This is a genomic window from Cyclobacterium qasimii M12-11B, assembly GCF_000427295.1.
In the GTDB taxonomy this organism is placed as follows: domain Bacteria; phylum Bacteroidota; class Bacteroidia; order Cytophagales; family Cyclobacteriaceae; genus Cyclobacterium; species Cyclobacterium qasimii.
In genome coordinates this window covers 1-13416 of the sequence record NZ_ATNM01000028.1, presented here as the reverse complement: position 1 = coordinate 13416, position 13416 = coordinate 1, and the positions used below count along the sequence as shown (strand labels likewise).

At 38.5% G+C, this 13416-nt stretch carries 13 protein-coding genes and 1 pseudogene; 8 read left to right on the top strand and 6 right to left on the bottom strand.

Annotation, left to right across the window (positions count from 1 at the left end):
* The 5 genes and pseudogenes from ADICYQ_RS02575 to ADICYQ_RS02560 all read right to left on the bottom strand — a co-directional run.
* The coding region (locus tag ADICYQ_RS02575) for a SulP family inorganic anion transporter (RefSeq protein WP_040414184.1) at positions 1 to 1011 on the bottom strand (1011 nt) is incomplete at its 3' end.
* A 339-nt stretch (positions 1012 to 1350) separates the two neighbouring features.
* Positions 1351 to 1503, bottom strand: a complete 153-nt coding sequence (locus tag ADICYQ_RS28105; protein ID WP_235114299.1) for a hypothetical protein — start codon at positions 1501 to 1503, stop codon at positions 1351 to 1353.
* A gap of 26 nt (positions 1504 to 1529) precedes the next feature.
* Positions 1530 to 2882, bottom strand: a complete 1353-nt coding sequence (locus tag ADICYQ_RS02570) for a Ppx/GppA phosphatase family protein (protein WP_235114297.1) — start codon at positions 2880 to 2882, stop codon at positions 1530 to 1532.
* Positions 2883 to 2893: 11 nt separating this feature from the next.
* Positions 2894 to 3621, bottom strand: a pseudogene (locus ADICYQ_RS02565) (succinate dehydrogenase/fumarate reductase iron-sulfur subunit).
* Positions 3621 to 5555, bottom strand: coding sequence for a fumarate reductase/succinate dehydrogenase flavoprotein subunit (locus ADICYQ_RS02560; RefSeq protein ID WP_020894018.1), 1935 nt, complete (start codon positions 5553 to 5555; stop codon positions 3621 to 3623). The pseudogene ADICYQ_RS02565 and the gene ADICYQ_RS02560 overlap by 1 nt, the downstream one beginning before the upstream one ends.
* 341 nt (positions 5556 to 5896) lie before the next feature.
* Between ADICYQ_RS02560 and ADICYQ_RS02555 the strand changes: the two genes are divergently transcribed.
* On the top strand, positions 5897 to 6769 hold the full coding sequence (locus tag ADICYQ_RS02555) for a sterol desaturase family protein (protein WP_020894017.1): 873 nt from the start codon (positions 5897 to 5899) through the stop codon (positions 6767 to 6769).
* Between the two features lie 95 nt (positions 6770 to 6864).
* On the opposite strand, the gene ADICYQ_RS02550 is transcribed toward ADICYQ_RS02555, so the two are convergent.
* Positions 6865 to 8040 (bottom strand): glycoside hydrolase family 88 protein, encoded by a 1176-nt coding sequence (locus tag ADICYQ_RS02550; protein WP_020894016.1) that lies wholly within the window; start codon positions 8038 to 8040, stop codon positions 6865 to 6867.
* 454 nt (positions 8041 to 8494) lie between these two features.
* On the opposite strand from ADICYQ_RS02550, the gene ADICYQ_RS02545 reads away from it, so the two are divergent.
* The 7 genes from ADICYQ_RS02545 to ADICYQ_RS02520 all read left to right on the top strand — a co-directional run bounded on the left by ADICYQ_RS02545 (position 8495) and on the right by ADICYQ_RS02520 (position 13238).
* Complete coding sequence (locus ADICYQ_RS02545) at positions 8495 to 9313, top strand: tyrosine-type recombinase/integrase (protein WP_020894015.1); 819 nt, start codon at positions 8495 to 8497, stop codon at positions 9311 to 9313.
* On the top strand, positions 9306 to 9614 hold the full coding sequence (locus ADICYQ_RS29505) for a tyrosine-type recombinase/integrase (RefSeq protein ID WP_316929255.1): 309 nt from the start codon (positions 9306 to 9308) through the stop codon (positions 9612 to 9614). The genes ADICYQ_RS02545 and ADICYQ_RS29505 overlap by 8 nt, the downstream gene beginning before the upstream one ends.
* Positions 9615 to 9709: 95 nt before the next feature.
* Positions 9710 to 10120, top strand: coding sequence for a hypothetical protein (locus tag ADICYQ_RS02540; protein WP_020894014.1), 411 nt, complete (start codon positions 9710 to 9712; stop codon positions 10118 to 10120).
* 363 nt (positions 10121 to 10483) lie between these two features.
* A complete protein-coding gene (locus tag ADICYQ_RS02535) occupies positions 10484 to 11512 on the top strand; it encodes a hypothetical protein (RefSeq protein WP_146948169.1) in 1029 nt (342 codons plus the stop codon).
* 11 nt (positions 11513 to 11523) lie between these two features.
* The gene (locus tag ADICYQ_RS02530; RefSeq protein WP_040414178.1) at positions 11524 to 11826 is read left to right on the top strand and encodes a hypothetical protein; all 303 of its coding nucleotides are present in this window, start codon (positions 11524 to 11526) and stop codon (positions 11824 to 11826) included.
* Positions 11827 to 11920: 94 nt separating this feature from the next.
* On the top strand, positions 11921 to 12241 hold the full coding sequence (locus ADICYQ_RS02525) for a hypothetical protein (protein WP_020894011.1): 321 nt from the start codon (positions 11921 to 11923) through the stop codon (positions 12239 to 12241).
* A gap of 247 nt (positions 12242 to 12488) precedes the next feature.
* Positions 12489 to 13238 carry a hypothetical protein gene (locus tag ADICYQ_RS02520; RefSeq protein ID WP_146948171.1) on the top strand — a complete coding sequence of 250 codons (750 nt, stop codon included), beginning with the start codon at positions 12489 to 12491 and terminating at the stop codon, positions 13236 to 13238.
* The last annotated feature ends 178 nt before the right edge of the window (positions 13239 to 13416 follow it).

The window sequence follows — 13416 nt, the reverse complement described above, 5'->3', positions numbered from 1 at the left end:
AATTAATCCAGCACTGATGATGGAAGATAAAGGTGTTTTAGCTCCTGACTGATCATTTACTGCTGACCTTGAAAGACCGCCAGTGACCGGGAAGCCCCTGATAAATGAAGCACTAATATTGGCCATTCCCAAAGCGATGAGTTCCTTGTTTGCATTGATGTGATAATTTTTATGTCGGGCCTGCAAGGTCTTGCCAATTGAAAAACTCTCTGCAAAGCCTACCAAAGAAATGGTGAGGGCAATCGGGAATAAGCTCAGCCATATGTTCATTTCAAAAGTGGGTAGCGAAAAACCCGGCAATCCACCAGGAACTTCTCCCAAAACAAGTACTCCTTTATCGGAGAGTCCCATGAATTTTACCAAAACAATACTGAGGACAACTGCAATCAATGATCCAGGAATAGCAGGATGTATTTTCTTTGCGTATTTGATGATTACTATTCCTGCCAACCCAATGCCCATTGTCAACCAATGGGTTTGGTCAATTGTTGAAAAGATCCCGCTAAAGATGGTTTGGATATGATTGCTGTTGGGGAAGCTAAGCTTCAATAAGTTTTTGACCTGACCGAAACCTATAATAAAGGCAGCGGCGGAAGTAAATCCTTTTATTACCGGTTGGGAAAGAAAATTGACTACAAAACCCAGCTTAAAAACACCCATCGAAAACTGAATCAAACCAACCAGAAAGGCTAGGGTGATGGTATAATATAAATAGGACAGGTAGCTATCAGGGGACAAACTACTTATACCTGCCCCTACTAGTAAGGATACCATTGCCCCTGGGCCTACGGCCAATTGCCTGGAACTTCCCAAGAGCGCATACACAAGTAAAGGTAAAGTAACAGCATATAACCCATGAATTGGATTCAGTCCTGCCAACATCGCATAGGCCATGCCCTGAGGTACAAGTAAAACCCCTACTATAAGTCCTGCTGATACATCCCCAAATAAATTTGTCCGCTTATAATTGGGGAGCCATTGTAAAATTGTAAGGTTTTTCTTAATGTCCATACCCATTTATAATTATCTATCCGCAATATAAATTAAACGGAGCCCGTATTGTTCCAATAAGAGCTTAAAATGTATTGCTTGCTAAAAATTACTTCAAACAATTCATTGATAGTTTGAAGTTGAAATCGCCCATTATAGCAGTACCCAAAAGAGGGGTAGAAGGGATGAATCGCCAATTTTTTAAGATGATATCACTTCTAAATCGAGATACTAATAAATTATCAGAATAAGCTGACTTTCCATCGAACTGACCTTTCCTGTCAGCGGATCACAACTGAATATAAATTACGTGTTGTTTTAATGGCTATTTCATGATCTTTATCACTTGGGTATTTATTCTTACCCAACCATTAATACAATTTCCTTTTTTAAATACTTCGCCAAGGTGTCTGCATAGCGCTGGGCTTCCCAGATTTCAAGGTCCATGTTTTCTTCACCAAAAACCTTTATTTCCAATAAGTTGGCCTTCTCTTCACAGTTAATATTTCGCACCCATTGGTTTTTTGTTTTGTCCAGGCCTATTGCAATCCTAAGAATTCCTGCCAAAAGCTTAAGCGTTTTCTTCTGGGGTTTCTCCAGTTTCCGGTATTTTTTTTGGCTTTTCCCAGGGCCTTTTTTCCTGTGGTACCTTGCCAGGTGTCCCAATAAAAAACCTCGTCATTGGTGAAACCCCTGAGTTGACTGTTTTTGATTAAGTACCTGGAATGTTTGTGATAATCCTGAAAGGCTACAAATAAGCCAATGTCATAGATAAGTGCCGCATGGGAGATCAGGTCTCTTTCATAATCATCCGCTTCATGAAGGTGTTTGAGCTGGTCAAACAATTGTAGCGCAATTTTCATGACATGCCTTTTCTCCATCAGGTCTGTATCGTACTTTATCGCCAAACGGATACAACTTTTCTCTTTAAGGCTTTTGCCTTGACTTACTTCTTCAATGAGTATCCCATGTTTTTCTAAGTAGTTAATAATCATTCCATCCCTAAGTGAGGCGTCTGAAATGGTAATAACTGAGGCATTAATTTGGGTTAATATCTCTACTAGTAGGAGTGCTCCAAGGTGGATAGCATCTGCCCGGTTGCTGTTTATTCCAGGGATTTCGCTGCGTTCTTCGGGGCTTGCATCCAGCAAGCGATCTCTTAGCTTGATCAGGTCTTTTAATTTTACAGTCTCAGCATTGACTATTTCAGGAGCTAGATTGTCAGCCTTTATCAGGCAGGCTTCAGCCAGTGCACGTATCGTTCCAGAGGTGCCGATTACCCTATCAAATCCGGTCTGATTTATTTTTTCTACTACAGCACTAGCCGCTTGTTTTATGTGTGCTTTTAGCTCTTTTTGGGTCTTGCCGTTTATCTTCGTTTGGTTACCAATAAAATCCCATAAACGCAAAACGCCCAGTTTCATGGAATTGCCATAAAATATTTGATTTTGATCACCGATGACGGCCTCAGTACTTCCTCCCCCAATGTCGATGACCAATAACTTTTCATTTTTAATAGCGATCGCTTCTCTAACGGCAAGAAAAATTAATTTGGCTTCCTCCTTTCCAGAAATTAACTGAGGTGAAACTCCTGCCTCATGAATTAATCTGTCCAAAAACTCTCGGCCATTTTTCGCTTCCCTGGTCGCACTTGTGGCGGATACTATAATGTCATCTACCCCATATTGATCTGCCAACTGAACATACCTTTGGACTGTGGCCACACCCAAGTCCATGGCTTCTTTGCTGAGTTCTTTATTGGCAAATACACCCACACCAAGTTTAACCATGCTTTTTTCCTGCATAAGGATGTCAAAATGGGTTCTAGATTGCACCTTGACAATGATCATGTGGATACTATTTGTGCCAATATCGATTGCAGCAATATTCATAGGGAAGTAGGTTATTTGAAGAAAGACTTGTTCATGAAAGCAATGTGACTGATGGAAATCCCCTGTGGGCATTCTACCTCGCAAGCTCCTGTATTGGAGCAGGCACCAAAACCCAATTCATCCATTTTATTTACCATGTCATTTGTTCTTTTATGGTGCTCTATTTTGCCTTGCGGTAATTGTGCCAAATGACTGATTTTGGCAGCGGTGAACAGTGAGGCGCTTCCGTTTTTGCAGGAGGCAACGCAAGCCCCGCAGCCAATACAGGAAGCCGCATCAAATGCCCCTTCTACCGTATCACTACTGATTAATGTTTGGTTGGCTTCGGGCGCTTGTCCAGTATTCACACCTATATAGCCTCCCGAAACAATGATTTCATCCAAGGCACTCCTATCCACTTTCAGGTCTTTTTTATTGGAAATGGGCCAGCCCTGAAAGGTTCAATGTAAATGGTTTCACCATCTTGAAAAGAGCGCATGTGCAGCTGACAAGTACTGGTATGTCCTCTTGGGCCATGTGCTCTTCCGTTGATAAATAGGCCACATTGACCGCAAATACCCTCCCGACAATCAGAATCGAATGAAATGGGGTTTTGTCCGCTGAGAATCAGATTTTCGTTGAGTTGATCTAACATTTCCAAAAAGGACATGTCGGGAGAAATGTCTTTAACAGTGTAAGCCATCATTTTTCCACTCACTGCAGCCTGTTCTTGTCTCCATATTTTTAGTTTGAAATCCATTATTTATAGCTCCTTTCTGTAGGTTTAGTAAATTCAAAATTGAGCACCTCTTTAATCAATACGGGGGCTTTGTCTGATTTTTGCCAACAAGAAATAAAGTTAAACTCCTCGTCGTTCCGGATGGCTTCTCCATCATTCGTTTGGTGTTCCATCCTGAAATGGGCTCCACAAGACTCTTCCCTGCTCAGTGCATCGATGCACATAAGTTCTCCTATTTCAAGATAATCGGCTACCCGGCCTGCTTTTTCCAGCTCTTCATTGATGCCGTCGGTTTTCATGGGGATTTTTAGGTCTTTATAGAAGGAATCCCTTAAATTTTTGATGGCCTCAATGGCCAGGGTTAAACCTTTCTCTGTGCGTGTTAACCCACATTTGTCATACAGGATTTTCCCCAACTCTCTATGGAAATAATCCACAGTTTTGTGTCCATTAATTTTGCCAAAATTCTCAAGTTGCTGTTTGACCTGAAGCTCACTTTCCAGAAAGGCAGGGTCGTCACTGTTTATGGTTTCGGGCTTCCCGGATTGGGCAAGGTAATGGGGGAGGGTTTGAGGCAGGATATAGTAACCGTCTACACAAGCTTGTAACAGGGAATTGGCCCCCAGTCGATTGGCGCCATGGTCTGAGAAATTGGATTCTCCAATACTAAAAAGTCCCGGGATATTGGTGCTTAACTCGTAATCCACCCAAAGGCCTCCCATGGAAAAATGGGCGGCGGGAGAAATTTTCATGGGTTCCTTATAAGCATTGATGCCGGTAATTTTTTCATACATGTCGAATAAATTCCCATACTTCTTAGCAATGGCTGCCTTCCCTTGCTTGGCCAGGGCATCTTTAAAATCAAGGTAAACAGCATTTTTCAAGGAACCTACACCATGTCCTGCATCAATCCTTTCTTTGGCAGCCCGCGAAGCAATGTCCCTGGGGGCGAGATTGCCAAATGAAGGATACCTGCGTTCCAGGTAATAATCCCTTTCTTCTTCAGGAATATCAACAGCCTTTCTGTCCTCATTTTTTTTCAAAGGCACCCATATTCTGCCATCATTCCGTAGGGATTCTGACATCAGTGTAAGTTTAGATTGATAGGAGCCGGATTGAGGCAGGCAAGTAGGGTGAATTTGGGTCCAACTGGGGCAAGCCGTCCATGCGCCTTTTTTATGGGCCCGCCATATGGCTGAGCCGTTGCAGCCCATGGCCAGGGTGGACAAATAATAGATTTTCCCAAAACCACCTGTAGCCAATACAACTGCATTGGCTGTATGTCGGGTGATTTCTCCCGTGTCCAGGTTTCTGGCGATAATGCCTTTGGCTACCCCATTGATTAAAACGAGATCCAGCATTTCATGCCTGGTATAGCTGGTGACTTTTTTGGCTTTTACTTGCCGCATCATGGCCTGGTAAGCGCCCAGTAGCAATTGTTGGCCGGTTTGTCCTCTGGCATAAAAAGTACGGCTTACCTGTACCCCTCCAAAGGAGCGGTTGCTCAGGTAACCGCTGTATTCCCTGGCAAAAGGAACACCTTGCGCTACTGCCTGGTCGATCAAACTTGCAGAACATTCCGCCAATCGGTAGACATTTGCCTCCCGGGCTCTGAAATCGCCTCCTTTCAGTGTGTCATAAAACATCCGATGTACACTGTCACCATCATTTTTATAATTTTTCATCGCATTCACCCCTCCCTGGGCCGCCACTGAATGTGCCCTTCTGGGGGAATCCTGAAAGCAAAATACAGAAACATTGTAGCCCAATTCAGCAAGGGATGCTGCGGCGGAAGCTCCGGATAGTCCGGTGCCTACAATAATGACGTGATATTTGTTTCGATTATTGGGACTGATGAGCTTTGCCTGGTCTTTAAAATTGGACCATTTGTCTCTCAGGTCACCCTGGGGTACTTTGGCCTTTGGAATTTGCTTGCTGTCCGTACTAAAATACATGCCTGAATAATTAAATGTCTGTTTCTACTAGTTAATAATAACAATTTTATGCTTCGTATTGATGGAATTGCCCCTTAAATAATGAGAAAATGGCGAAAGTGTAACCAATGTCACCAGCTTACAGCAATTAAAAAGATAATTTTGACAATGAAAATGTGGCGCATGGGCTTAGTTTATAGCCGTATAAACCAAATTAAAAAAATGGGGTTATCATTCTGTAAGTCAAGAAAAGGGAATTCTGGATTTTGAGGACTTTGTTCTTTAGGTGATTTCGGTTGGCTTAAGAATTATAAAAAGGTATTGATTGACGAAGGAGTTTAGGGAAATTTTGAGGTAAGTAAATGGAGAAATATATTAAGATAATTGGGGATGCCTATTATGGGTATTTTAATTACCTGGTCAATGAGATCATGTACCCTTCCTGGGAAAATTATTTCTGGTGGTTGGTAGGGCTATCCTTGTTTGTGTGGCTATTGGAATTGGTGTATCCCTGGAGAAAAGAGCAAGCTGTGTTCCGAAAGGATTTCTGGTTGGATGGCTTTTATATGTTTTTTAATTTCTTCCTTTTCTCTTTGATCGCTTTTAATGCGATTTCAAATGTAGCCGTGGAGGCCTTTAATGATTTTCTGGCACTTTTTGGAATTGAAAATGTAGTGGCCATAGAAATTGATACCTGGCCTGTTTGGACACAGTTTTTAACCCTTTTCATAATAGCTGATTTTATTCAATGGAATGTACACCGGCTTTTGCATAGGGTTCCTGCATTCTGGGAATTTCATAAGGTACACCATTCGGTAGAGCAAATGGGCTTTGCCGCTCATTTGAGGTTTCATTGGATGGAGACCATACTGTATAAAACCGCCCAATACTTACCCTTGGCCATGATAGGCTTTGGCTTGACGGATTTTTTTATTGTCCATATTTTTGCAACCGCCATTGGGCATTTAAACCATGCCAACCTAAAGATAAGCTATGGCCCGTTCAAATATTTGTTCAATAATCCCATCATGCATATCTGGCATCATGCCAAAGTGCTGCCCAAAGGGCGATATGGAGTCAATTACGGGCTAACCCTAAGTATTTGGGATTACCTCTTTGGTACTGCCTATATTCCTCATAACGGCAGGGACATCGACCTTGGCTTTGAGGGTATGGAGAAATTCCCCAAAACTTTCTGGCAACAAATCAGCTACCCATTTACTAAGAATAAGTAGGGGATTAGAGGCTTATAGTTCCAAGAATTTTTGTGGTAAAACCGCTGTGATTTAACAGGGATTCCACATAGTTAAACTTCAATCGGACTTGTCGATTATTTCAAGTTCCTTAAATAAATGTTTTTCAAACGAATCATTGCTTCAACATAATAATAGTCTGCATATATGAGCGGAACATCAACTTCTGAATTTGCAGGGAATGCACCAACACTGTGTTTAAGGATAAAACAAGCGTTTTCACCAAGCTTTGCCTGATAAGCTGGTGATGAAAGGCTTTTTAATTGCTGTTTAGCAACGGACATGTATTTTGCCGATAATCTATTGTCAACATATTGGCTCAACTCAATCAAGGCAGAACAAATAATTGCAGCAGCGGAGGCATCTTTGTTGGCATTTGGGATATCGGGTGCATCAAAATCCCAGTACGGAATTTTGTCATTAGGCAAGCGGGGATGATTTACTATGAATTCAGCAATCAGCTTTGCTTGATCTAAGTAGCGTTGTTTTCCAGTTTCGCGATACATCATGGTAAACCCATATAATCCCCATGCCTGACCTCGTGCCCAAGATGAATCATCCGCATATCCCTGAACTGTTTGTTTTTTTCGTGCCTCACCTGTCAAGGTATCGTAATCAACTACGTGGTAGGAGCTATTATCCGACCGAAAATGATTCTTCAATGTTTTATCTGCGTGTTCGATCGCAATTTGTAAAAACACAGCGTCGCTGCTGATCCTATAAGCCGTTGTTAGCAACTCCAGGTTCATCATATTGTCTATGTTCACTATGAAATCCCATCCGTTTTTTTCACTCCGATCCGACTTATCCCATGATCGAATGCTACCAACTGTGGAGCTATATCTGGTAATTAATGATTTTGCCGTTTGTAAAATCACATCCGCATCGTGCCTATTTTCATTTATCCGATAGGAATTACCAAAGCTACTATTGATTATCCATCCAATATCATGATTATCAGTTGAAAATTGTAGTGGTGCTAACTCAGATGAAAGCTTATCAGCCAGGGTTTTTAAATTTTCGTCTTTTGTTTCAGCATACAAGAGCCATAATGATCCAGGAAAAAAGCCTGTCGTCCACCAATAACCACCAATGGTAAGAAGGTTTCCATTCTCGTCAGCTGTTCTGGGGAATATATTGGTACTGTCCGCTAACAAATCTCCCATAAGGATGGATTGCTTAACAGCAAAATCTATATTGACATCCAGGTCCTTTATTGTAAAGTGCTGTTCCTTTTCAGGATTCTTACACATAGAAAAAAGAAGTAAAAAAGCGCTCAAATATAAATATTTCATTTTTGATTAATTGGTGAGAGGTATTATCAAGGTTGTTTTCATAATGTTGTTTTCCCTTAAATACCAGTTCGTAATTTAAGGGAAAGTTCGAAAATTCAATACATCAAAAACACGTAAAGTTTCATTCCTCATTTTTCCCAATACAATTTCTAAAAGGCTATTTTCTGATAATTTTGAGAATATTTAACCAGGGGACTGACTTTAAAACATTTAACTAAATTATAAGCTTTTAAAATGTACTTGAAGGAATTAAACAGCAGACATTAAAGTTGCTGGGACTTCGCCAAGGGAGGAATTTTACAATTGGTAGAGGCGAAAGCCATAGCAAGTGAAATAGGCAAAGCTACGAGGGGTCGATGATCTGTATAATCCTGAAATTTTGTATCTTGTGGTAAATATTTTTTTCAACCGTATGCGTAAGACCATTATTTTGAAAAACGATAGGTTTCAAAAGCTGCATGTTATACGGCTGGAATTCCCCTATGATTTCGAGTTAAAAGAAACCGTTAAAGGATTTCCGGAATGTAAGTGGTACCTCAAAGAGCGGGTTTGGGCCGTTCCTTATACACCTACTCAGGTGTCTGAATTATTACAGTATTTTAAAGAGAAAAAGATTTGGCTGGACTACAGCCAGATTCAGAAGGTAGATTTGCCTGAAAAGAATCCTGACTTACCGGTATTAAATGTTTTCTTACAAGCAGAGATCCAGCGGTTTAAAGAATGGCTTAGAAACAGGCGTTATTCCGAATCCACGATTAAGACCTATTCCGAAGCAGTGGCGTTATTTTTCAGGTTTTTGGATAACAAGTTGCCGAGTGCTATTACCAATGAGGATTTGGAGGTTTTTAATAGGGATTACATCATCAGAAGAAAGTATTCAGTTTCCTACCAATCTCAGGTGATCAATGGGGTGAAGTTGTATTTCAATATTTTGGAAGAGAGGGTATTAAACCCTGATATTATCAAGCGTCCTAAGCAAGCCAAAAGTCTGCCTAATGTACTAAGTAGGGAAGAGATAATGAATATTTTGCAGGCCTTAACTAACCTGAAGCATCGTTTTATGTTGGTGCTGCTCTATTCATGTGGATTGAGAAGGGGTGAGTTGTTAAACCTGCAGGTAATGCATGTTCAGCACGAAAGGGGTGTTATTTTGGTTAAAAATGGGAAAGGCAAAAAGATAGGATTGTGCGATTTCCTGAGATGTTACATGGTCTGTATAGGGAATATTTAAAAGCTTATGTACCAAAAAATATCTGATCGAGGGAAGGGGTGGAGGTCAATACAGTGCCAAGAGCCTGGCAGAAGTATTAAGAGGCGCTGTGGAAAAAGCTGGTATTAAAAAGCCGGTTACTCCGCATTGGTTACGGCATTCCTATGCCACTCATCTACATGAAGGGAGGACGGATATACGGTATATACAAGAGCTACTGGGGCATCAAAGCAGTAGAACGACAGAAATTTATACGCATGTAAGTAACCGGGAAATTAAAGAGATCCGGAGTCCAATAGAGGACATGGATATAAAAATATAAAGCGAAATAAAACTACACCAAGTCAACAAAATACGATTATATTGTGCAATAAAACTGCGCATATAAACGAGTTGTGGTGCATTTTAAACAGAAGGATGAACGATAAAATTGGAGCATATAAATCACCAGGAAAGGTTCACGGATTTGATTTCATTTTTGAAGGAGAAATCAGATTTGGACCAACCTATTATAAACTGATGTTGGATAGAGAGTTGGTAAAGAACAGGATTTTTGGTTTTGAATTTAAATGGCATCCTGAATCAAAGTATTTGGCACTACAAGAATGGCTGACGACTGATTACCAAAAAGGGCCTATTACTGCTCTAACGTTGGTGGACTTAAAAACAAGAAAGTTTGCCAAAATTTCAAAGGCGGAGAAAGGATTTATAAAGCCACTAAAATTTGAAAACGATCTCATAATTTATGAAAAAGAATATTTTGGGACAGACAAAAAAGGTGAATTTGAAATTGTCTTAGACAAAATAGAGAATTGGGAGAATGAATAAGAATAAATAAAATCTTTCCATAAGAATGGAAGAATCCTTTGAATCGATTGCGATTTAATGATAAAAAACCACTTTTTTATTTTTATATAATTAACAATAAACGGGAAACGTAAATAGAGCCAACTGAATGTAATTGAAGCCTGTTAAATGGGATTATTAGGGATTCGATATAATGCTTGATAACAGGGGAAAGATAATTAGGAGAAAAAGAATAAAACGACACCACAACATCACCTTGGATACAGCGGTCGGTTTCGATTAAATATGAAAATCAGTATCTTTAAGAAGTTAGGAGTAGGCTGGAAGTGAACGTCTCAGAAAGCCCGCCGTCTCCAAGCTGAAACACGTTACCAGCAATAGAATATGAGTAAACTTAAATCTTTAAAATTTTTCTGTGGCTCATTGGAGGACCCGATGTATGAGGTGTTCGAGATATTAGACAACAATGAGCATGAAGAATATCAAAATGTACTTAGTGATATTAAATATCTTGACCCTGATGAATTAGAAAAATTTGTAGATAATTACCACATAAATGAAATGATTGGTAGGCAAGAAGATAAAGAAACTGCTAGAAAAGTTCATTTTCTAGTCCATATATTGCAAATACAAATTAACGAACAACGCAAAGAGAAGCTTACTGAAATAACAAAAAGGCAAGCCCCATACGATTCTTCAAACTTGATTGAAGTTGAAATAAACGATAATCAATTGGTGAAAATGGACGTATTTAACCTATCTAATTACAATATTATGTTAAATGATATGGTTTACATGATTTGTCCATTAAATGAAGGGGAAAACTCTAGCTATTGGCTATCACAGGCCATATTTAAACAACAAATCCAGAATAATTTAAATTTTAAAATTCGTTTAGACCCATTAAAAGAGATTCCTAAGGATCAATACAATCCAATGATGTATAAAATGCATGTACATGGAAAACCTTTGGATTGGGATAGACTTAGAGCCCTAAGGTTTGATGATTTCGGACAATGGTTCAACGAAAAAGAGTATGAGAAAGCTGGATTTACTGATTATGTGTGGTCACCTAAGAAAGATAATACGATACACTTCACTTGTGAAGAGGTTCCTAAACTTGAATATAATGGTATTCAATCCAGCAGGTATTTTCACGCCATATTTGATAAAGCTTCAGGAAAAATAAATCATTGTGATGGAGCGATTAGATTTTACACAAAAGATGAATTAACTAATCGAGTTCAATTCCAAGTGAAAGATCCTGAAGCTAGGAAAGTAGGAAAAAGAATTAAAATATTTCAATTTGACAGTAAAGACAATAATGATATTGAACTCGGACAAGATGATTTCTGTGATTTAGCAGTTAACTTCTTTGTTTGGAATCAAGATGTTATGAACTACTTTAATTAAGAAGGGCTGAAATGATCAATAAGACTGAGCGAGATAGATTTATAACCTATATTGGACAAACATATAATAACATTCAAATCTGGGGACAGTATGAGAGAATGGTTGACTTTTTATTTGATGAATATCCCAAAACTCATAGACGTTTTGACGAAATTGCTCAACCCTTTCTTTTTACAATCTCACACGCAATTGAATTGGCTCTAAAAGAAAACATCAAGTTCTTTGAGCAATATGTAAAATCCAAGCAACTTACGAAGTTTGATAATTGGCCCCATCTTTTAAAAAAGCCACGACTTAGTTGCTCTATCATCTGAATTTAAAATATTCTTTTATAGACTTCATAAACAAGTAAACGCTTTTAAAGAAGATAAAGATGAGTTCAATAAATATTATCAGACCTTAAAGAAATTGAACAATATTTTAGAAAGAAACGCTGAAACTTTTAGATATTCTGAGAAATTAGACAATGATGGAAAAACCATTAAACTAAGTATAAAATCAAACAAAAAAATAGACTTAATTGAAGTAAAATCAATGTTTGACGATTTGAAAAACCTTTTTCTTGGTGCGCCAAACGCTATGGGGGTATATACAGATTTCTTAGATTTCAAGAAAGAACATCCCGAATACAAAAAAGGAAAGGGAAGACTTTATTGTCAACGATTACCTTACACAGAGCACTTACTTGAGAAAGTAAAAGTAAAACTAACACAAGACTTAAAAAGGTGAATGAAAATTTATGGTTAGACCCTAAAAACTATAGTAACTTTGAAATTCAAGTCTGGGAAAATCACATATACATAATTGAAATATAAACTGCTGGTAACAGCACCTAAGAAAACATGGGGCAGTCATTGGTGCCGGAAAGATTTGTTCCTCGAACTAACTTCAACTAAAACTGACTGATAATCGCTTCGAAATGCCCCACGTTTCTTAGCCGCAGACCGTTAGGCACAATTATGAACAACTTAAAATCATGAAAATTTGCCTCATCCTAATGATATTTTCGTTTTCGCATTTGGCATTTAGTCAAAATGTAGACAGGGAAGTTTTTGAAGCAACTCTGGGGGAAAAAAAAGCATATGCTTATTCTGTGTTGGAAAAAACATTTGAAGAATTTCTGAAATTAAATTATCATCATCAAACCACTTTGTCTGAAAGAATTAAAAGCTATCTTACCGATATACAAAATCAAAATATTAATTGGGTTTATGATGAAAATCTAAGCAAATCAACGCTTAATCTATTAGAAAAGTCAGAATTAAGGCAGGATATTTTACTTTACAAAAATGAATCCTATAAAGAAAGATTTGAATTCACTAAATATTTAAATGATAACTGTTCAAATGCAAAAACAATTGATAATAGTGAAATTGAAGATGATTTTGAAGAATTGATTGAAATTCCGACTACAAGTAGATTGGAAGAACCCCAGTTAAGAAAAGAAGAATTAGATCGTCAAAAAATTAGGGATAAATTTCCACAACCAAATAAAAATGGTCGTTTTTATTATGCTTTGGCAAAGGCTCAAACAAATCACGAAGATGTCAAGACATATGTTTTATTGGTTACAAAGTATGAAGAAAGTCCAAGCGCATCTTTAATTGCGTCAGCATTTTTAGATAATTTTTCTAATAGCGAGCTAATTGCATGGGAGAATAATCTAATTATGATTGTTGAAATTTATTTGAAAAGCTTGATATCAAATGAAATAATTAAAAAATAACATGTGCCTAACATCACCTTGGATACAGCGGTCAGTACCGAGTACCTATAAAAATAAGTATCTTTAAGAAGGAAGTAGTAGGCTGGAAGATAACGTCTCTGAATGCCCGCCGTCTCCAAGCTGAATCCCGTTGAACAAAACCTCCTACGTCGGTAGTTTTTTACTTTTCCTATATTAA

Bases quoted from the DNA above. Each gene is read 5' to 3' on its own strand.
- ADICYQ_RS02535 (WP_146948169.1), top strand. From the start codon at position 10,484: ATGAGTAAACTTAAATCTTTAAAATTTTTCTGTGGCTCATTGGAGGAC.
- ADICYQ_RS02560 (WP_020894018.1), bottom strand. From the start codon at position 5,555: ATGTATTTTAGTACGGACAGCAAGCAAATTCCAAAGGCCAAAGTACCC.
- ADICYQ_RS02520 (WP_146948171.1), top strand. From the start codon at position 12,489: ATGAAAATTTGCCTCATCCTAATGATATTTTCGTTTTCGCATTTGGCA.
- ADICYQ_RS02555 (WP_020894017.1), top strand. From the start codon at position 5,897: ATGGAGAAATATATTAAGATAATTGGGGATGCCTATTATGGGTATTTT.
- ADICYQ_RS02550 (WP_020894016.1), bottom strand. From the start codon at position 8,040: ATGTGTAAGAATCCTGAAAAGGAACAGCACTTTACAATAAAGGACCTG.
- ADICYQ_RS02570 (WP_235114297.1), bottom strand. From the start codon at position 2,882: ATGAATATTGCTGCAATCGATATTGGCACAAATAGTATCCACATGATC.
- ADICYQ_RS02530 (WP_040414178.1), top strand. From the start codon at position 11,524: ATGATCAATAAGACTGAGCGAGATAGATTTATAACCTATATTGGACAA.
- ADICYQ_RS02545 (WP_020894015.1), top strand. From the start codon at position 8,495: ATGCGTAAGACCATTATTTTGAAAAACGATAGGTTTCAAAAGCTGCAT.
- ADICYQ_RS02540 (WP_020894014.1), top strand. From the start codon at position 9,710: ATGAACGATAAAATTGGAGCATATAAATCACCAGGAAAGGTTCACGGA.